Origin of the sequence: Kribbella sp. CA-253562 (assembly GCF_050942265.1) — a bacterium.
GTDB lineage: Bacteria > Actinomycetota > Actinomycetes > Propionibacteriales > Kribbellaceae > Kribbella.
Window position 1 is genome coordinate 4,492,619 of record NZ_CP192049.1, and the last position, 19,976, is coordinate 4,512,594.

General features: G+C 69.4%; 16 protein-coding genes. 10 read left to right on the forward strand and 6 right to left on the reverse strand.

The genetic code is table 11. The features are described 5' to 3' along the window. The 5 genes from ACQPXM_RS21245 to ACQPXM_RS21265 all read left to right on the forward strand — a co-directional run bounded on the left by ACQPXM_RS21245 (nt 1) and on the right by ACQPXM_RS21265 (nt 5,217). Complete coding sequence (locus ACQPXM_RS21245) at nt 1-975, forward strand: carbohydrate ABC transporter permease (RefSeq protein ID WP_432935646.1); 975 nt, start codon at nt 1-3, stop codon at nt 973-975. Then, nucleotides 972-1,847, forward strand: coding sequence for a carbohydrate ABC transporter permease (locus ACQPXM_RS21250; protein WP_432935648.1), 876 nt, complete (start codon nt 972-974; stop codon nt 1,845-1,847). The genes ACQPXM_RS21245 and ACQPXM_RS21250 overlap by 4 nt, the downstream gene beginning before the upstream one ends. Nucleotides 1,848-1,868: 21 nt before the next feature. Further along, entirely contained in the window at nt 1,869-2,639 is a 771-nt protein-coding gene (locus ACQPXM_RS21255; RefSeq protein WP_432935650.1) for a VOC family protein, read from the forward strand. A 140-nt stretch (nt 2,640-2,779) separates the two neighbouring features. Then, the gene (locus ACQPXM_RS21260; RefSeq protein WP_432935652.1) at nt 2,780-3,829 is read left to right on the forward strand and encodes an aldo/keto reductase; all 1,050 of its coding nucleotides are present in this window, start codon (nt 2,780-2,782) and stop codon (nt 3,827-3,829) included. Next, nucleotides 3,826-5,217: a GH1 family beta-glucosidase gene (locus tag ACQPXM_RS21265; RefSeq protein ID WP_432935654.1), complete on the forward strand. Its 1,392-nt coding sequence runs from the start codon at nt 3,826-3,828 to the stop codon at nt 5,215-5,217. Before ACQPXM_RS21260 ends, ACQPXM_RS21265 begins: the two co-directional genes overlap by 4 nt. 186 nt (nt 5,218-5,403) lie before the next feature. Here ACQPXM_RS21265 and ACQPXM_RS21270 read toward each other — a convergent pair whose 3' ends face one another. Next, complete coding sequence (locus ACQPXM_RS21270) at nt 5,404-6,633, reverse strand: ROK family transcriptional regulator (protein ID WP_432935656.1); 1,230 nt, start codon at nt 6,631-6,633, stop codon at nt 5,404-5,406. A 130-nt stretch (nt 6,634-6,763) separates the two neighbouring features. On the opposite strand from ACQPXM_RS21270, the gene ACQPXM_RS21275 reads away from it, so the two are divergent. After that, a complete protein-coding gene (locus ACQPXM_RS21275) occupies nt 6,764-7,738 on the forward strand; it encodes a zinc-binding dehydrogenase (RefSeq protein WP_432935658.1) in 975 nt (324 codons plus the stop codon). A 112-nt stretch (nt 7,739-7,850) separates the two neighbouring features. On the opposite strand, the gene ACQPXM_RS21280 is transcribed toward ACQPXM_RS21275, so the two are convergent. Further along, nucleotides 7,851-11,162: a M28 family peptidase gene (locus ACQPXM_RS21280; protein ID WP_432935660.1), complete on the reverse strand. Its 3,312-nt coding sequence runs from the start codon at nt 11,160-11,162 to the stop codon at nt 7,851-7,853. A 192-nt stretch (nt 11,163-11,354) separates the two neighbouring features. Here ACQPXM_RS21280 and ACQPXM_RS21285 point away from each other — a divergent pair, with 192 nt between their 5' ends. Both ACQPXM_RS21285 and ACQPXM_RS21290 read left to right on the forward strand, forming a co-directional pair. Further along, nucleotides 11,355-12,338, forward strand: a complete 984-nt coding sequence (locus tag ACQPXM_RS21285) for a LysR family transcriptional regulator (protein ID WP_432935662.1) — start codon at nt 11,355-11,357, stop codon at nt 12,336-12,338. Between the two features lie 96 nt (nt 12,339-12,434). Further along, on the forward strand, nt 12,435-12,887 hold the full coding sequence (locus ACQPXM_RS21290; protein WP_432935664.1) for a hypothetical protein: 453 nt from the start codon (nt 12,435-12,437) through the stop codon (nt 12,885-12,887). Nucleotides 12,888-12,912: 25 nt separating this feature from the next. Here the strand turns inward: ACQPXM_RS21290 and ACQPXM_RS21295 are convergent, their stop codons facing one another. Then, nucleotides 12,913-13,446, reverse strand: a complete 534-nt coding sequence (locus ACQPXM_RS21295) for an FHA domain-containing protein (RefSeq protein ID WP_432935666.1) — start codon at nt 13,444-13,446, stop codon at nt 12,913-12,915. Nucleotides 13,447-13,575: 129 nt separating this feature from the next. On the opposite strand from ACQPXM_RS21295, the gene ACQPXM_RS21300 reads away from it, so the two are divergent. Then, a complete protein-coding gene (locus ACQPXM_RS21300; protein WP_432935668.1) occupies nt 13,576-15,834 on the forward strand; it encodes a glycoside hydrolase family 3 C-terminal domain-containing protein in 2,259 nt (752 codons plus the stop codon). An 87-nt stretch (nt 15,835-15,921) separates the two neighbouring features. Here the strand turns inward: ACQPXM_RS21300 and ACQPXM_RS21305 are convergent, their stop codons facing one another. Then, entirely contained in the window at nt 15,922-16,986 is a 1,065-nt protein-coding gene (locus ACQPXM_RS21305) for an ATP-dependent DNA ligase (RefSeq protein WP_432935670.1), read from the reverse strand. A gap of 67 nt (nt 16,987-17,053) precedes the next feature. On the opposite strand from ACQPXM_RS21305, the gene ACQPXM_RS21310 reads away from it, so the two are divergent. Then, complete coding sequence (locus ACQPXM_RS21310; RefSeq protein ID WP_432935672.1) at nt 17,054-17,554, forward strand: hypothetical protein; 501 nt, start codon at nt 17,054-17,056, stop codon at nt 17,552-17,554. A 238-nt stretch (nt 17,555-17,792) separates the two neighbouring features. Here the strand turns inward: ACQPXM_RS21310 and ACQPXM_RS21315 are convergent, their stop codons facing one another. Both ACQPXM_RS21315 and ACQPXM_RS21320 read right to left on the reverse strand, forming a co-directional pair. Beyond that, nucleotides 17,793-17,969: a hypothetical protein gene (locus tag ACQPXM_RS21315; protein WP_432935674.1), complete on the reverse strand. Its 177-nt coding sequence runs from the start codon at nt 17,967-17,969 to the stop codon at nt 17,793-17,795. A gap of 98 nt (nt 17,970-18,067) precedes the next feature. Then, the gene (locus tag ACQPXM_RS21320; protein ID WP_432935676.1) at nt 18,068-19,954 is read right to left on the reverse strand and encodes an ABC transporter ATP-binding protein; all 1,887 of its coding nucleotides are present in this window, start codon (nt 19,952-19,954) and stop codon (nt 18,068-18,070) included. Between the last annotated feature and the right edge of the window lie 22 nt (nt 19,955-19,976).

The following is a 19,976-nucleotide window of genomic DNA, read 5'->3' on the forward strand; positions in this document are numbered from 1 at the left end:
GTGGCGACCACAACCACCGCCCGGGCCGATCCCGGCGCCGCGCCGGTACGCCGTCCGGAGGTCCGGACGAACCGCTTCGGATCTCCGCTGCGGCGGTCGCAGCGGGTCGCGGGCTACCTGTTCGTGCTGCCGACGTTCGCGCTGTTCCTGGGATTCGTGCTCTGGCCGATCCTGCGCACGATCTACCTGAGCCTGACGGCCTGGGGCGGATTCGGGGCACCGCGGTTCATCGGAGCCGACAACTACAGCCGGATGCTCGGTGACCCGGTCGCGCGCCGCGCGCTGATCGTGACGCTGGTGCTGACCGCGGTGACGACGGTGCTGCTGACGTTTCTCGGCCTGCTCACGGCGGTCCTGGTGAACGTCGTCTGGAAGCACGTCGGCGTCCTGGTCCGGACCATCCTGTTCGTCCCCGGCATCGTGTCGTTCGTGGTGTCGGGAGTGCTGTGGAAGCTGATCTACGACCCGAACATCGGCACGCTCAACCAAGTGCTCGGCGCGATCGGCCTCGACTCGCTGCAGCATCCCTGGCTGGCCGACCAGCGAACGGTGCTGCCGGCCATCATCCTGGTGACGGTGTGGGGCGGGCTCGGCTTCAACATCCTCATCTTCTTCGCCGGGATCCAAGGAATCGACCCGAGCTTGTACGAGGCGGCGGCGGTCGACGGAGCCAATCCGGTCCAGCAGTTCTGGAACGTCACGGTGCCGAGTCTTCGCGTCGTGACCGGGCTGGTGGTCAGCCTCGGTCTGCTCAACGGGTTCAAGGCCTTCGACATCATCTACGTGATGACCGGTGGCGGGCCCAACCACGGCAGCGAGGTGCTCGGCACCTATCTGTACTCGCTGGCGTTCGGCTCGACGTCCGGATCGATCCCGCAGCTCGGCTACGCCAGCGCGTTCAGCGTCGTGACGATGGTGCTCTGCACGCTCGCGGTGATCGCCCAGCTGTGGCTGACCAGGAGGGCGGACCGATGACCGCGCCCACAGTCGCCGAGGTAGGTCGTACGCCGGAGCGGGCCAAGCCGTTCCGGTTCCCGCTCGGCAAGAGCTTCGCGACGTTCGTGCTGGCGCCGTTCTGCGTGCTGATGGCGTTCCCGTTCGTCTGGATGCTGCTCACCTCGCTGCGGGAGCCGAACACGATCTTCGGCGGTCCGGTGATCCCGGACAAGCTGACCTTCGCCGGCTACTCGACCGCCTGGACCACGATCCAGTTCCCGCAGCACCTGTGGAACAGCGTGTGGATCACGTCGGTGACGGTGATCGGTGTCCTGGTGTTCGCGACGCTCAGCGGCTACGCCTTCGCCAAGCTCGACTTCCCGTTCCGCAACACGCTGTTCGTGCTGCTGCTGACCACGTTGATGATGCCGGCGACGGCGCTGATCATCCCGCTCTACCTGCAGCTGAAGACGCTGGGCCTGCTCGACAGCCAGACCGGGTTGCTGGTGCTCTACATCTCCGGGTCGGCGCCGTTCGCGATGTTCCTGATGCGCGCGTTCTTCCAGACCTTGCCCGACGAACTGATCGAGGCCGCCCGGGTCGACGGCGGGTCGGAGTTCACGATCTTCTGGCGGGTGATCCTGCCGCTGACCCGGCCGGGCATCGCGACCGTGGTGATCTTCCAGTTCCTGCAGACCTGGAACGAGTTCCTGATCGCGAACACCGTGCTGCGCGACACCGACGCGCTGCCGTTGCAGCCGGTGCTGTTCACGCTGATGGGCCAGTACTCCACCAACTGGCCGGCGCTGACCGCCGGTCTCACGCTGTCGGTCGTCCCGGTCGTGGTCGTCTACGTCCGGATGCAGCGGCAGTTCGTCGCCGGGATGATGCTCGGCGCCGTCAAGAACTGACTCCCCTACCGAAGGAGATCCATGCCGATCAAGAACGTCGTCGTCAACTGCACCGACGTCCAGCGCTCGGTCGAGTACTACGGGAAGTTCCTGGAACTGCCGCTGATCGGTGACGCCACCGAAGATCGCGCTCTCCTGGACGCCGTGACCGCGACCGTCGAGCTTCGCCGCGTGGACGCGGGACGGGAGGCCAGCACGTGGGTCGGCGACGACCTGCAGAAGGGGTTCCGGCACGTCGGGTTCAAGGTGGACCGGCTGGACGAGCGAGCTGCCGTGCTGAAGGCCGCCGGCGTCGAGTTCAAGCTCGATCCGCTGGACGCCGAGGGTGCGGTCCGGATCTGCTTCTTCTTCGATCCCGACGGGACGTTGCTGGAGATGATCCAGGGCGACCTGCAGTACGCCGCGGTGCTGGACGAGGACGGGGTCGCGAGAGAGCGCGCTCTCGGCGTTCCCACGCGTCCGCGTTTCGACCACGTCGCGGTGACCGTCGAGGACCGGGAGCGCACCCACGGGTACTACCGCGACCACTTCGGCTTCTCGCTCATCGGCACGATCGAGCAGCCGCACGACCCGCGCGGCTTCAGCATCGGCTACCTCAAGGGCGGCGACACGGTGCTCGAGGTGTTCACCTACGAGCGCGAGAAGACCGCGCGGGAGCCGCAGCTCGACGTCGCCGGTTTCTCGTACGCCGTACTGGCCGGTGACGCGCCGACCGGGCTCACCACGCTGGCCGCGCCGGACGGCACCGCCGTGCATGTCGACCAGGATGGCTTCGCGTTCGCCACCCTCTGACTTAACCGGTTAGGCTACCGGCAGCGGACCTCGTCACCCATCCACGCCTTTCAAGTACCACCCCGCGATCGGTGGCCGGTACTCGAAGGCGTGGGCAGGTCGAGGCCGCTCATCCACCGACCTCCCGAAAGTTGGTCCTCGTGACTGATCCCTCGACCGACGACTGGCTCCGGCCGCTCGGATCCACCGGACTGACCGTGTCCGCCGTCTGCGCCGGCGGCGCCCTGCTCGCGAGCATGCCCGAGGTCTTCGGGTACGAGGTGAGCCAGGACGAGGCGGTCGCCGTGATCGACCGGGTGCTCGACGGCCCGCTGACCTGGATCGACACCTCGAATGGCTACGGCGGGGACGGCGAGAGCGAGCGGCGCATCGGCCGGGCGCTCGCGGCCCGTGCCCAGGCGAGCGGCGACGGCGGAGGCGAGGGCGGTTCGCCGGAGCGCGCGGGCGGTTCCAGCGGGGTTCCGCTGGAGCGCGAGACGGGTAGCGACGGGCTGCCGGAGGGGTTCCTGGTTGCGACGAAGGTCGACGCGCTCGGCGACGACTACTCCGGGGCCCGGGTCCGGGCGAGCGTCGCCGAGAGCAAGCAGCGGCTCGGGCTCGACCATTTACCGCTCGTCTACCTGCACGATCCGGAGTTCCACGACTTCGACAGCATGCGGGACGCCGTCGCGACGCTGATGACGCTACGCGACGACGGCGAGATAGGGCATGTCGGTCTGGCCGGCGGCAACGTGCACGAGCTCGCCCGCTATCTCGATCTCGGCGGCTTCGAGGTGCTGCTCGTACACAACCGGTGGAGTCTGGTCGACCACAGCGCCGAAGACCTGATCGAGAAAGCGCTCTCTGGTGGTCTCGCCGTGGTGAACGCCGCGATCTACGGCGGCGGCATCCTGGCGAACCCCCAGGGCAGCTCCAGCAAGTACGGCTACCGCGACGCGCCCGCCGCGACCCTCGACGCGGTGGCGCGGATGGACGAGGCCTGCCGCGAGTACGGGATCGCCCTGGCCACGGCCGCGCTCCAGCACTCCGTGAACGACCCGCGGATCACCGGCACGGTCGTCGGCTTCAGCAAGCCCGCACGGGTCGACCAGTTGGTCGCCGCGCTGGAGACCGAGATCCCCGACGAGCTGACCACCCGCCTGTCCGAACTGATGCCCGACCGTACCCACTGGCTGGAAGGAACCCGATGACCACTCCCTCGACCTCACCCGCGCCCGCGAACGCGCGATCCGGGTTTCCCGGCAGCTTCGTCTGGGGTGCCGCGACCGCGTCGTACCAGGTGGAGGGCGCGATCCGTGAGGACGGCCGGGGGCCGAGCATCTGGGACACCTTCGCCGCGACGCCGGGCAAGATCGCCGACTCCTCGACCGGCGAGGTCGCCGACGACCACTACCACCGCTATGCCGACGACATCCGGATCCTGGCCGACCTCGGGCTGAAGGCGTACCGGTTCTCGATCGCCTGGCCGCGGGTGGTGCCGACCGGAAGCGGCGCGGCCAACCAGGCCGGCCTCGACTTCTACCGGCGGATCGCGGAGACCTGCCTGGACAACGGCGTCACGCCGTACGCGACGCTCTACCACTGGGATCTCCCCCAGCCGCTCGAGGACGCCGGCGGCTGGCTCGTGCGCGACACCGCCGAACGCTTCCGGGACTACGCGGCGCTCACCCAGGGAGCGCTCTCCGACGTGATCTCGCACTGGATGACGCTCAACGAGCCCTGGTGCTCGGCCTTCCTCGGCTACGGCAACGGCGAGCACGCACCGGGCCGGACCGAAGGTGCCGACGCCCTCAAGGCCGTCCACCACCTGCTGCTCGGTCACGGCCTGGCGCTCGAGGCGATCAAGACGCCTACCAACACGGTCGGCATCGCGCTCAACCCCGCGCCCGTGTACGCCGCCTCGGACTCGGACGCCGACCGCGACGCCGCGCGCCGCGTCGACGGGCTGCGCAACCGGATGTTCCTGGACCCGCTGCTGCTGGGCAAGTACCCGTCGGACGTCCTGGAGGACACCGGGACGGCGGAGTGGTTCGGCCGCTTCGACGCGGACCTGCCGGTGATCTCGGCGCCGCTCGACTTCCTGGGCGTCAACTACTACTGCCCGTCCACGGTGGCCGCTCCCGACGAAGGTCCTGTCGCCGCTCCGGGTGTTCCCACCACGCAACCCGGCAGCGAGAACGTCGTTGCCGTCGACACCGGTCTGGACAAGACCCAGATGGGCTGGGGCATCGACCCCAACGGCCTGCGCGACATCCTGCGCCAGATCAACACGCTGGCCCCTGAGCTCCCGCTCTACATCACCGAGAACGGCGCGGCCTATCCCGACGAGGTCACCGCCGACGGCACGGTCGAGGACACCGAACGGCAGACGTACTTCGAGCAGCACCTGACCACGGCCGCCCAGGTCGTCGCCGAAGGTGTACCGCTCAAGGGGTACTTCGCGTGGACGCTGCTGGACAACTTCGAGTGGTCGTGGGGATACACGCGGCGCTTCGGGCTCGTGCACGTCGACTACGAAACGCAGAAGCGCACGGTCAAGAACAGCGGGTTGTGGCTGAAGACCTTCCTCACAAGCTGACGCCCGGCGCGGACAGCGCGGGGTCGGGCTGTGCCCCGTCCCCGCGCTTCCGCCTATGCGTCAGCGTTCCCGGCGCTTCGGCCCGTGCGTCGGCCGCCCCCGCGCTCCGCACTCCTCGCGCTCCGCTTTCCCCCGCAGCTTCCCCCCGCTTCACTCTGCGCGCGCTTTCCCCGCACGCCTCGTGCGTCAGTTGGTCATCGCTCGGTTGGAAGTCTGGTGCGGAGTGAGCTGACTGTGCAGGACCAAAGACGCGGCTCCGAGGGCCGCGGCACTGGGACCTAGCTTCGACAGTTCCACCCGGGTCGGGTGAATGGCCCGGACGAACGACAGCCGGTTGATCTCCTCGGTGGCGGCGCGGATGTAGATGTCCCCGGCCTCGCTGAAGCCCGGGCCGGCCAGGATGATCTGGGACAGGTCGAGCAGGTTGGTGATCGAGAGCAACGCCTTCGCGAGATAGCGGGCGGACTGCTCGATCAGCTGCAGGCAGCGAGCGTCGCCGTCCGCGGCGTGCTGGGCGATGCGGGCGAAGTCGGTACGCACGGACGTGCGTTTGCCCCGCAGACCGAGATCCTTGGCGAGAGCGCGATCTTGCTGGGCCAGTTCGACGACGCGGGCCGGCGCGGCGAGCGCTTCCAGGCAGCCGTTGCCGCCGCACCAGCAGGGTGGGCCGTCGACCTCGAGCACCATGTGGCCGATCTCGCCGACGTTCGACGACGAGCCGCGGTAGACGTCGCCGTTGGTGACCAGGCCGAGGCCGAAGCCGGCGGCCAGGTAGAGCGTGGCGAAGTCGTTGGCCGACGGGATGCGGCCGGCCCAGAACTCGCCGATCGCCGCGCAGGTCGAGTCGTTCTCGACGACCACCGGATGGTCGATCGCCTGACTGAGCTGGCCCTGAACGGCGAACGGTTCCCACGCGTAGCGCTCGCGATCGGCGCGCAGCAGTTGCGCACCGCTCCCCTGCCGCCCGGCCAAGGCGACCCCGACTCCGACCAACGTGCTCGGTTCGATGCCGGCGCGCTGGATCAGGTCCTCGAGCTCGCCGACCAGCCGCGTGATCACCGTCGCCGGAGTGTCGCGCCCGATGCCCTTGGACGACAGCTGCTCGATCACCCGGCCGTTCATGTCGGTCACCACGTACGTCGTACTGAGGGTGTCGATCGAGATGCCGACCGCGTGCCGCGCGCGAGGGTTGAACTGCAGCAAAGTCGCCCGCTTACCGCCGGTCGGATCGCCCAGCCCGGTCTCGACGATCAGGCCCTCGGCCAGCAACTGCTTGACCACCCGCGAGATCGACGCGCCGGTCAGCCCGGACCGGTCGGCCAGCGCGACGCGTGTCACCGTGCCGCTGGAGCGGATCAGGTCCAGGATCGCGCTGTGCGTCTCCTGGGCGGTCGCACCCTTCAAGATCTTCGCCACGTCGTTCCTCCCGGACCGAACTTTAATACACAAGGTAACGAAGCGGGGGCAGAATCATCACTCTTGACCTCAAGCGAAGTTCAGGTCCTAGCGTCGACCGCGATTCACACCGACGACAGGAGACAACACCATGCGGGCGATCAGGCTGCACGAATTCGGGCCGGCGGACAACCTGACGTACGAGGAAGTGCCCGATCCGGTCCCCACGGCCGGGCAGGTGCTGATCGCCGTCGAGGCCGCCGGGGTGCACCTGCTGGACACCGCACTCCGGCAGGGCACCGCGGGCGGCGGACCGGTCCCTCCCCCGATGCTGCCGACGATCCCCGGGCGCGAGGTCGCGGGCAGGGTCGAGGCGGTCGGCCCCGGCGTGGAGACCGGATGGATCGGCAAGCGGGCCGTGGTCCATCTCGGCCCGGTACCCGGCGGCTACGCCGAGAGAGCGGTTGCCCGCGTCGAGTCGGTGCACGAGATCCCTGACCACGTGAACGCCGCCCACGCGGTGGCCTCGATCGGGACAGGGAGAACCGCCACCGCGATCCTCGAGCAGGCCGCCATCACAGCCGAGGACGTCGTCCTGATCACCGCAGCCGCAGGCGGGATGGGCAGTCTGTTCGTCCAGAGCGCGCGGAACGCCGGAGCAACCGTGGTCGGCCTGGCCGGCGGACCGGAGAAGACCCGGCAGGTCCGTGAGCTCGGCGCGCAGATCGTCGTCGACTACAGCCAGCCGGACTGGGTCGAGCAGGTCCAGGAGAACCTCGGAGAGCGCGATCTCACCGTGGTGCTCGACGGCGTGGGCGGAGACAGCGGGCGACGCGCGTTCGAGCTGCTGGGCATCGGCGGTCGGATCCTGATGTTCGGATGGTCAGGCGGAGGGCCGGTCGAGATCACCACCCAGACTTTGATGGAGCGCGGTCTCAGCGCGACCTGGGCGATCGGACCGAAGCTGATGCGCCGGCTGCGGCACTTGGAGACGACGGCGCTCACCGAGACCGCCGAGGGACGTTGGCTCCCGCTGGTGACCACGTTCCCCCTGGCCAAGGCCGCCGATGCACACCGCGCCCTGGAGAACCGTGAAACCGCCGGCAAGGTGGTGCTGCTCACCTAGAGCCGAGATCCCCGAGCGCCTCAAGACCGGGGAGCCCGGCCGCGCGCCGACGGCTTCACGGGCGAGTTCCGGGCCGCCTGGTGGACGGCCCGGAGCTCTCAACCGCGGATGGTCACCAGATCGTGTAGCCGAAAGTGGTCGTGCCAGACGCCCCGCCACCGTCGGTGCCAGTCACTGTTGCCCGGTACGAACCGCGGCTGGTCGGAGTCCCCGTGATCGTGCCGGTTGCGCTGATCGACAGGCCAGGGGGAAGTCCTGTCGCGCGGAAGGTGACCGGTTGTCCGGAGCTCGCCGTTGCCCGGATCTGCAGCGGGAAGCTCTGGAAGCCGACGAACCCGTACTGGCTGCCGGGGTTCTGCACCGTGACCGTGCCGGTCGACGTACCGGTCACTGTCAGGCTGAAGGTCACCTCGTGGCTGACTGCTCCGGTGCCCTTGACCGTCACCTGGTACGTCCCGGCCGGCGTTGTGGCCGACGTCGCCAGGGTCAGGGTCGAGGAGGCGCCGGAGGTCACCGACGACGGCGAGAACGACGCCGTCGTACCGGACGGAAGACCGCTCGCCGCGAGTTGCACGGTCTGCGCCTCACCGCTGGTCGTCGCGGTGCGAACGGTCGTCTGCGCCGAGCCACCCGCCGCGACCGATCGCGAGGCCGGGTCGAGCGACAGCGAGAAGTCGTTGTCCGCCGGCGGCGTCTCGCTGACCGCGAGCTTCCACAGCCCGTACGCCGCTGCGTCGGCGCTCCGGTCGAGCACCGTCGCGCTGATGTTCGACGGGTACTTGTCGCAGGAGCCGTGGTAGCACGGGTCGTACGCCGAGCCCGACGTACCGCCCCACTTCTGTGCCTGGGCGGTGGTCTTGCGGGCACTCGCCCCGGCGGCCACTCCGCTGGTCGGGATCCCGGCGTTCTTGAACGACGCGTCGTCGGAACGCCCGGCGCCCTCGGTGTTCTCCTCGGGCTGCAGGTTCAGTCCGTCGTAGAACGCCTTCAGCACCTGGCCGGTCGGGCTGGTGATGTTGTTGACGAAGTACCCGGCGTTGGTCGAGGCGACCATGTCGAAGTTCAGGTACGCCTTGATCTTGGACCGCTCGGTCGACGGCAGTTGCCCGACGTAGAACTCCGAGCCGTTCAGTCCTTGCTCTTCGTCGGTCCACCAGCCGAACCGCACGTGCTTGGCCAGCGTCGGGTTCTTCGCCGCCAGCGTCAGCGCGGTCTCCAGGACGACGGCCGAGCCGGACGCGTTGTCGTTGCTCCCGGCACCGGCACTCACGCTGTCGAGATGGGCGCCGAGCATGATCACCTGGTTGGCGTCCCCACCGGGGAAGTCGGCGATCAGGTTGTCCGACGGGTACGTGCAGTTCGTGCAGCGCTGCTTGACGACGGTGAACCCGGCGGCCCGCAGCTTCTGCTCGACATAGCTGACCGACGCCGTGTAGCCCGCCGAGCCGGCCCTACGGTTTCCCCCGTTGCTGTCGGCCGCCTGCTGCAGCGCGACCAGGTGCGCCTTCACCTGCTCCACGTCGACATCCGGTACGCCGGCAGGCGGGGCGGACCCGCCGACGGTCAACCGGTACGTCGCCGTCCGGTCGACGGCCGTGCCGTCACCGGTGATCGTGACGGTGTAGCTGCCTTCCGGCGTACTGGACGACGTCTGCACGGTCAGTGTCGACGAGTTGCCCGACTGGACCGAGGCCGGCTCGAACGACGCGGTCGCGCCACTCGGCAGTCCGGTCGCGGTCAGTTGCACGGTCTGCGCCGAACCGCTGCCGATCACGGTGTTCACGGTTGCCGTCGCCGACTCCCCCGGCTTCACCGATCCGCTGGCCGGGGACACCGACAGCGTGAAGTCGTTGCCGGACGGCGTACAGGTCGCCTCGCCGGACTGGGTGCCCAGGGCAACGGCATCCCAGGCGGCCTTGACCTTCACGTGCAGCGCGCAGCTGGCGTCCAGGTTCTTCGCCGCGGCCAGCGTCGCCACCCGCCACTTCGGGTAGCTCATGTTGGAGGTCTTGGCCAGCATCGTGTTGTAGAACAGCTTGCCGGCCTCCTTGTGACCGATTCCGGTGAGCGTGCTGTTGTTGCAGGTCGGGCTGCTCGGTTTGCCGTTGCCGGGGTTGCTGCCCTCGGCCAGCAGGTAGAACCAGTGGTTCATCGGCCCGGCCGCGGCGTGCACCGACGAGGGCAGGCTGGTCGAGTAGCAGTTCGGGTGCCCGGAGATCTTGGCCGGCTCGTACATGTACCGGATCGGCCCCGCGCCCTGCAGGTTGATCTCCTCGCCGATCTCGTAGTCCGGCGTGTCGTTCGGGTTGTTCAGGAAGTGCTCGGTCAGCGTGCCCCAGATGTCCGCGACCGCTTCCTGCGACGGGTGACCGGAGATGCCGCCCGGCGTCTTGGCGTCCAGGCCGTGCCCGTACTCGTGGGCGACGACGTCGGTGCCGGTGATCCACTGCCGGTTGTTGTTGTAGCCGAAGACCACGCCGTCGGGGTTGCTCTGGTGACCCCAGTACGCGTTGACGTCGCCCAGCCCGACCAGCGCGTCGGCCCACCGGCCCTGGCCGTCCAGACCGTTGCGGCCGTACCAGTCCTTGAGCATGTTCCACTCGCCGGTCGCGACGTACATGACGTCGACGCACCCGGCCTCTTTGTCGGTCTTGGAGGTGCTGCCCCAGAGGTCGTCGGAGCCGGAGAAGACCGTGCCCGTGCTGTAGTCGGCGCAGCGCAGGTTCGGCCGGCCGGGATCGGCCATCGTGTACGACGAACCGCTCTGCGTCGTCCCGAACGACAGGTTGCCGCCGTTCCACACGCCCGTGCCGGTGCCGGACGCCGTCTGCTCGATGGCGTGCACGACCTTGCCGGTGCGTGCGTCGACGTACACCTTCTGCCGGCTGTCCTCGCCGTGGTCGCGGCCCTGGACCACGGCCTCCCAGGCCAGCACCGGCTTCGCGCCACCGGCGTACACGACGAGCGTCGGATCGCCAGGAGCCGCCTTGGCCTGGTCGAGCGCGATCAGTGCCGCCTTCTTCGCGGCCGCCTTGCTGACGACCGGGTGACGGTTCACGTCGATCGACCGCTGCTGGGCGACGGAGATGCCCCGGGTGTTGCCCTTGGCATCGGTTGTCACGACGAAGTCGCCGCCGATCACCGGCAGGTCGTAGTACGTGCGCTGGTAGGCGACGTACTGCAGACCCCACGGCGTACTGATGTCCTGCTGACGGACGAACTGGTCGCCCGGGCTCGCCTTGAGCTCGGCGGCGCGACCCTCGACCAGCCGGTCGGCCGTCGCCAGGGCCGCGGCGCGGGGATTGACCGGTGGGTCGGCCTGGGCGTCGGCTGCGGGGAGCCTGGTCGCGACCACCGCGGTGGCGGCGGCCGCGAGACTCAGCACGCAACCGGCTGCGACGGTGCGCAGGGCTGTGCTCTTCACGGGACACTTCCTCACTGAATACGGGGCGGGACCCCGCCGTCGGCCGGGGGCTGCAGGCCGATCGGCCGACGGCGGGGTTCGAGGAGCCCGGGGTGGGGACTGGGCAGGTGAACGCCCGGGGTCCTCTGTGCCAAGAGATTGGCACCCGCGAGTTCTGGCTGTGATATCCCAGCAGGGCATAACCTCACCGCTATGGAGCTGGAGCTACGGCATCTGCGGGTGGTCTGCCGCCTCGCCGACAGCGGCAGTGTGTCGAAGGCGGCGGCCGCGCTGGGCGTCTCGCAGCCGTCCCTGACCGCCCAGCTGCACCGGATCGAAGAGGCGATCGGCGGACCGCTGTTCGCCCGCGGCCCGTACGGCGTGGAGGCGACTCCGCTCGGCAAGCACGTCCTGGGCCGGGCGCGCTCGATGCTGGCCGACATGGACGACCTGGTCGGCAGCAGCCGCCGCTACACGATCGGCGCCGGGCCGCTGCGGCTCGGCTCGATGCGCACGGTGATGTTCGGCGCGTGGCTGTCCCGGCTGGAGGAGGTGCTGCCCGGACGGGAGATCAGCACCCAGGTCGACACGTCGTGCGCCGTACTGACCGACATGCTCGCGGCGGACATCGTCGACGTCATCATGCTGGGGCGATGTGACGACCTGCATGCGCCGCCGTGCCCGAACGGGGTGCGCGAGCAGACGATGGTCTACCCGGAACCGTTCGCCGTGGCGCTTCCGTCGACGCATCGGCTCGCGGACGCGGAGGCTGTGGACCTGTCCGACTTGGCCGACGACATCTGGATCTGCCCGCCGGCGGGCAAGGAGGACGGGGATCTCGCTTACCTGCGGACCGTCTGCGAGACCGTCGGCGGTTTCACGCCGCAGTTCCGCTACGCGAATCTCGACACCAACGAGATCGAGCAGTTGATCGGCGCCGGCCGCGGCATCAGCCTGTGCGCACCGACCGTCCGGGAGATCCCGAACACCGTCGTCCGCCCGCTGCGCGATCAGCCGCTGACCTGGCGCCGTACGCTGCGCTGGCGGACCGACCACACCACCCAGCAGGACATCGACCGCGTCCATCAGGCCTTTGTCGACATCTACCGGGCCACCATCACCGAGAACGCGACCCGGCGCCCTTGGTGGAACGCCCATCCGGGCGCGCATCCGACGGTGCTCGACCCTTGCGGCTGAGGACGCGGGGCCGCCTGACCAGCGGTCCGGCCTGTCATCGAGGCGGCCGCCGGTTCGTCGTTCCCGGTGGCCGCCCGCTCCCCTACACTCCCCGGCATGAAGGTCCCGCCGAGCCAGTCCGAGGTGTTCCTGCTGTCCGAGCAGGAGCGGCGCCTGGTCCCGGACGGCCCGGCGATTATCGATGCCCAGGGCAACCGGCACGAGGTGCCGCCAAAGGTCGTCGAGGCGCTGCTGTTCGTCGAGACGGCGATGCGCGAAGGGTTCGCGGTGCAGGTGACCGTGCTCCGGCACGAGCTGCCGCTGCGGGAGGCGGCCGCGGCGATCGACATGGCCGAGGACGAGCTGCGCACCTACGTCGCCGCCGGTGAGGTCCCCTTCCGCTCCGACGACTCGGTCGACTGGGTCCAGTTGGAGCACGTACTCGCGTTCAAACGCCGGCTCAAGGCGCGGCAGCGCGAGATCCTCGACCAGCTGATGGCCGAGTCCGACTACGACGCCTACGACGACGCCGAGGGGATCGAGCCAGGCGACCTCGACCTCGACCGGTAGACCCGGCCGGTACGGCGTACCGGTATCAGCGGGGGTCGGTCCAGGTGAGGGTGTAGAGCACCGAGCCGAACTGGAGGATGTCGCCGGCCCGGACGGCCGTCGGCGAGGTGATACGGGAGCCGTTGAGGTGGGTGCCGTTCATCGAGTTCAGGTCGCGGACCATCCACCCGTCGCCGACGTGCCGCAGCTCGGCGTGGCGGCGGGAGACCGAGACGTCGGCGATCCGCAGCGTGGCGCCGGGACCCCGGCCGATCCGGATCGTGGGCGAACCGGGCGGCGGCAGGGCCAGGCCGGGCAGCGTCGCCTTCGGGGTGAGGCTGACCCGCGGCAACCGGGAGATCAGCTCGCGGAACCACTCGATCACCCGCGGTTCACGACCGGGCAGGTCGTGCGTCGCGGACCGCAGCTCGCGGCGGCTCTGGGCGCCGAGCACGAAGTTCATCCGGCGGACGAACGTGTCCTGCGACAGCCGGCCGGTGCCCGCGCCCTCACGGAGGATCTCCAGCGCGCGGTCCCGCTCACGGTCCGAGGGACGTGAGAGTTCGAGGCCGGAGGTCATGCCCGAAATTGTCCGCTGAGCGGGGTTCACTGTCCAGCGCGATGGGTTCACAGCGAGCTCGGTCGGCACGCGGGAGGACGGTGAGCGGGCGCCGCGTGGTTAGCTGGGCCGGCGACGAGGAGGATCGGCATGGATGCGGACGGCGGGATCATAGGGCGGCTGACGGTCGAGGAGAAGGCCGCGCTGTGCCTCGGGTCGGACTTCTGGCACACCGCGGCGGTCGAGCGGCTCGGCGTACGGGCGGTGATGCTGGCCGACGGACCACACGGCATGCGGCGGCAGCTCGACGAAGGGGATCACGTCGGCATCGGCGGGAGTTTGCCGGCGACCTGCTTCCCGACCGCGAGCGCGCTGGGATCGTCGTGGGACGTCGAGCTCGTCCGGCGGGTCGGCGCGGCGATCGGCGTGGAGGCGCGCGCTCAGGGCGTCGGCGTCGTCCTCGGCCCAGGCATCAACATCAAGCGATCTCCGCTGTGCGGGCGGAACTTCGAGTACCTGTCGGAGGACCCGTTCGTCTCCGGCGTTCTCGGAGCCGGGCTGGTCGACGGGCTGCAGAGCCAGGGTGTCGGCGCGTCGGTCAAGCACTTCGCGGCGAACAACCAGGAGACCGATCGGCTCCGGGTCAGCGCGGAGGTGGACGAGCGGTCGTTGCGGGAGATCTACCTGGCCGGGTTCGAGCGGGTCGTGCGCAGCGCTCGGCCGTGGACGGTGATGTGCTCGTACAACCGGATCAACGGGATCCACGCGTCGCAGCATCGCTGGCTGCTCACCGACGTACTGCGCGACGAGTGGGGGTTCGACGGGCTGGTGATGTCGGACTGGGGTGCCGTGCACGACCGGGTGGCGGCGCTGGCGGCCGGGCTCGACCTGGAGATGCCGCCGAAGCTGGGGATCAGCGACGCGGCGATCGTCAGCGCCGTTCAGTCGGGCGGGCTCGACGAGGCGGTCCTGGATCGCGCCGTCGCTCGCGTGCTGCGGCTGGCCGAGCAGGCACCCTCCGAACCAGGGCCCGACTTCGACGTCGACGCGCATCACGCGCTCGCCCGGGAGGCCGCGGCCGCGAGCGTCGTACTGCTGAGGAACGACGACGCGGTGCTGCCGCTGGAACCGGCTGCTGGGGAGGTGGTCGCAGTCATCGGGGAGTTCGCCCGGACCGCGCGCTATCAGGGCGCGGGCAGCTCGCAGGTCAATCCGACCCGGGTGGAGAACGCCCTCGACGAGCTGCGTGCGGCGTTGCCCGCCGAGGTCGGTCTCGAGTTCAGCGCCGGATTCACGCTGGACACCGCCGAGGACGAGACGTTGGCGAACGAGGCCGTCGAACTCGCGGCGCGGGCGGACCACGTGCTCGTTTTCCTCGGGCTGCCGGCCGCGGACGAGTCGGAGGGATTCGACCGGACGCATCTGGACCTGCCGGCCAATCAGCTGGCCCTGCTCCCCCGGCTCGCGGCGGTGAACTCCCGGCTGATCGTTGTCCTCAGCAACGGGTCGGCGGTGCGGCTGTCGACCTGGGAACAGCATGCGGCCGCGCTCGTCGAGTGCTGGCTCGGCGGGCAAGCCGCCGGCGGCGCGGTGGCCGACGTGCTGCTCGGCAAGGTCAACCCGTCCGGGCGGCTCGCCGAGACGGTACCGCTGCGGCTCGAGGACACCCCGTCATACCTGAACTTCCCCGGCGAACACGGCTCGGTCCGGTACGGCGAGGGAGTCTTCGTCGGTTACCGCGGCTACGACGCGCTCGGGACCGCGGTCAGCTACCCGTTCGGGCACGGGCTGTCGTACACGACCTTCGCGTACGACGAACTCGACGTTTCCGTGACCGGGAGCGCCGCCGACGGGGATCTCGGCATCAACCTCAGCTGCAGGGTGACCAACACCGGCGACCGCGCGGGCCAGGAGGTCGTCCAGCTGTACGTCGGCGATCCGGTCGCGCAGGTACGGCGTCCGGTGCGCGAGCTCAAGGGCTTCCAGAAGGTTGACCTCGACCCCGGCGAGACCCTCACGGTCGACTTCACCCTTAGCTCGGGTGATCTGTCCTACTGGTCCTCCGCGCACGGCGGCTGGGTCCTCGAAGGTGGAACCTTCGAGGTCGCCGTCGGTGCTTCGTCCCGCGATCTGCGCCTCACCACCAGCCTGGACGTCGACGCGCCGCCCCTACTCCCCCGCCTCGACGCGATGGCGACGCTCGAGGAATGGCTGGCCCACCCGGCCGGCGCCGCCGCGCTCCGCGAGCTGGTCGGAGTCGATGCCGACGGCAACCCGCGGGGCATTCTCGGCAACCCCGACCTGCTGAAGCTGATCGGCAACTTCCCGATCAGCAGCATCGCGTCGTTCCCCGGCCTGGGACTGACCCCGGACGGCGTCGATCGGCTCCTGGACGAGGTCGCGAACTGATCGCCGACCTGGAGCGGCTCCGAACTGTCGAACTTCTCGCTGCTCTGAGCCTGCGAACTCTGTCTCGTCGAACGCGTCGGCCGGTGTTCAGCCCAGGACGTCGTCCAGCGCGAACTTGACCGGCTCTTCCAGCTGTTCGTAGGTGCACGACTCCGGCGTCCGGTCGTCGCGCCAGCGGACGAACTGGGCGGTGTGGCGGAAGCGCACGCCCTCCATGTGGTCGTAGCGGACCTCGACCACCCGTTCGGGGCGGAGCGGGACGAAGCTCAGGTCCTTGCCGGCCTGCCAGCGGCTGCCCTCGGCGTTGCGCGGCGTGCGGTTGCCTTCCTCCTGCTTCGCCCAGGCCCACGGGTGGTCGTCGAAGTCCGTGACCAGCGGCTGCAGCTCCTCGAACAACTCCTCGCGCCGCGCCATCGGGAACGCGCCGATCACGCCGACGCTCGCCAGCACGCCCTCGTCGTTGAACAGGCCGAGCAGCAGCGAGCCGATCCGGTTCGGGCCGCTCTTGTGCACGCGGTAGCCCGCTACCACGCAGTCGGCCGTCCGCTCGTGCTTGATCTTGAACATCGTGCGCTTGTCCGGCTCGTACAGCCCCTGCAGCGGCTTCGCGATCACGCCGTCCAGCCCGGCGCCTTCGAACTGGTGGAACCAGTCGGTCGCCAGCGCCTTGTCGGTCGTCGTCCGGGTCAGGTGGATCGGCGCCTTCGCCGGTGCGAGCGCCTCCTCCAGCGCCGAGCGACGCTCGGCGAATGGTCGCTCCATGTAGTCGGTGTCACCGAGCGCGAGCAGGTCGAACGCGACGAACCGCGCCGGCGTGGTCTCGGACAGCATCTTCACCCGCGACGCGGCCGGGTGGATCCGCTGCTGCAGCGCCTCGAAGTCGAGCCGGTCCCCCGACGCGCCGATCACCACGATCTCGCCGTCGATCACGCAGCGTTCCGGCAGGTTCGCCTTGATCGCCTCGACCAGCTCCGGGAAGTACCGGGTCATCGGCTTCTCGTTGCGGCTGCCGATCTCGACCTCGTCACCGTCGCGGAACACGATCGATCGGAAACCGTCCCATTTCGGCTCGAAGCTGACGTCGCCGTCCGGGATCTGCTTCACCGCCTTGGCCAGCATCGGTGGGACCGGAGGCATCACGGGTAGCTGCATGCGGCCATTCTGCCCGCGGACGGGGCATGATGGTCGTATACCGACTGGTAGGACCGGAGGTACCGCGATGTACGACGTCGTACTGCTTGTCGAGCAGGAGTTGTCGCAGGAGGACGCCCGACGGGTCGTCGAGCTGCACCAGGACATGCCCGAGACGGTGAGGTATCACGTGCTCGTGCCGTGTCACAACGCCGAGGCGGGGGTCGAGGCGTCGATCAGCGCGCTCGGGACGGCGGATCTGTACGGGACGGGGCTGGTGGACCAGCGCGAGGAGCTGGCCAAGGCGCAGGAGGCGATCGACAGCGAGGCCCGGGACTGCACCGGGCGCAGCGTGCAGCGACTGCGCGACCTGGGCCAGGACGCCGTCGGCGGGATCTCGCACGACCGCCCGATCGACGCGCTGACCGCCACGGTGGACAAGGTCGGGGGGCAGGAGGTCATCATCCTGACCCGGCCGCACATCGTCGCGGAGTTCTTCCACCTCGACTGGACCAACTCGGCCCGCCGTCACCTCGGCGTACCGGTGCTGCACCTGCTCGAGCACGATCCGGAGAAGGCGAAGAAGTAGGGACGCCGCTGAGCCGGCTCTCGCTCGCACGTCGCGGCCGTCATGGTCGGCGATCGCTGGGTGCTGCCGGTAGCGTCTCGGGCTGACGGCCGACTGGTGTCTGGTGACGGCCGACGATCGGCCCGAGGATGCGGTGATGAACACACTCGCCGGCGCCGAGTACGAGTGCGTCGTGATCGGAGGCGGGCTTCGGAAGTACGAGCCGTTGCTCGCCAGCCGATCGGCGCGATCACGCCCGTCAGTGCAGGACGAGCGCGGCGTAGGTGAGGCCGCCGGCCAGGGCGGCGAAGAGGGCGGACAGCCCGCGGCGCAGGGTCTGTTCGCCGACCTTGCCGTAGTGGACGCCGTCCTCGGAGTTGTAGGCCAGCCTGAAACCCGTGTAGCCCGCGCCCAGGACCAGTGCGCACTTGATCATCCCGAAGTCCTTCCCTCACGTCAGGACAATGCCGTTCCCTATCACCAGTATGGCGGCTGATAGGCCTGTGCTTCGGCAGGTACCCGGAGGGTGGACGGCTACACGGCCGCGGGCGACTCGGTGAACTGGGTGCGGTACAGGTCGGCGTACTCGCCGTTCAGCGCGAGCAGTTCCTCGTGGGTGCCGCGCTCGACGATCGTGCCCTGGTCGACGACCAGGATCTGGTCCGCGTTGCGCACAGTGGAGAGCCGGTGCGCGATGACCAGCGACGTGCGTCCTTCGAGCGCGGTGTCCAGCGCCCGCTGCACGGCGACCTCGGACTCGGAGTCCAGGTGAGCCGTCGCCTCGTCCAGGACGACGATGTGCGGCGCCTTCAGCAGCAAGCGCGCGATCGCCAGCCGCTGCCGCTCGCCGCCGGACAGCCGGTGACCGCGGTCGCCGACAACCGTCTCGAGCCCGTCGGGCAGTGAGGACACCAGATCCCACACCTGCGCCGACCGCAGCGCGTCGATCATCTCGTCCTCGGTGGCGTCCGGCTTCGCGTAGATCAGGTTCGCCCGGATCGTGTCGTGGAACATGTGCGCGTCCTGCGTCACGTACCCGATCGCGTCGTGCAGGGACTCCAGCGTCACTTCACGGACGTCGTGCCCGCCGACGCGGACTGAACCACCGGTCACGTCGTACAGCCGGGCGACCAGGTTGGTGATCGTGGTCTTGCCCGCGCCCGAGGGACCGACCAGCGCGACCATCTGTCCCGGCTCGACCGAGAAGCTCACGTCGTGCAGCACCTGGGACGACGCGCGCTTGTCGAGCACGGCCACCGACTCCAGGCTGGCCAGCGAGACCTGCTCGGCCGTCGGGTAGGCGAACTCCACCTGGTCGAACTGCACCGACGAGACGTCGGGCGGCAACGGCTTGGCGTCCGGCCGGTTCTGGATCATCGGCTCCAGGTCGAGCACCTCGAAGACGCGCTCGAACGACACCAGCGCGGTCATCACGTCGATCCGGACGTTCGACAGGGCGGTCAGCGGCCCGTACAGCCGGCCGAGCAGCGCGACCAGAGCCAGCAGGGTGCCGACGGTCAGCGTGTCCCGAACCGCGAGGTTGCCACCGACGCCGTACACCAGGGCGGTCGCCAGTGAGGCGACCAGCGTCAGCGCAGTGAAGAAGACCCGGCCGAGCATCGCGGTCCGGATGCCCAGGTCGCGGACCCGCCCGGCGCGCTCGCCGAACTCCGCGTTCTCCGCGGAGGGCCGGCCGAACAGCGTCACCAGCAGGGCGCCGCCGACGCTGAACCGCTCGGTCATCGCCGTCGACATGTCGGCGTTGAGCTGCATCTGCTCGCGGGTCAGGGCGGCCAGCCGCCGCCCGAGGATGCGGGCCGGGATCAGGAACACCGGCAGCAGCAGGATCGCCACCAGCGTCAGCTGCCAGCTCAGCAGCAGCATCGCGCCGACGACCAGGATCAGGCTGATGATGTTCGACACGACGCCGGACAAGGTGGAGGTGAAAGCCTGCTGGGCCCCGATCACGTCGGTGTTGAGCCGGGAGACCAAGGCACCGGTCTGGGTCCGGGTGAAGAACGCCACCGGCATCTTCTGCACGTGCGCGAACACCTTGGTCCGCAGGTCGAAGATCAGCCCCTCACCGATCTGCGCGGAGTACCAGCGCTGGACCAGGCCGAGGCCGGCCTCCACCAGGGCGAGCAGCGCGACCAGCAGCGCGAGACCGGTCACCAGGCCCGAGTTTCCCTTGCTGATGCCGTCGTCGACGATCTTCTTGAACAGCAGCGGCGAGGCGATCACCAGGACCGCCGAGATCACCACCAGCACCAGGAAGACCGTGATCTGCAGCCGGAACGGCTTCGCGAACCGCACGATCCGCTTGACCGTGCCCTTGGCCAGCTTCTGGTTCACCACCGACGCGTCCTGGCGGCGCCAACTGCCCGCGCCTCCGCGTCCACCACCCATCATCCCTGACGACATCCGGCTCCTCCCCGTTGTCCAC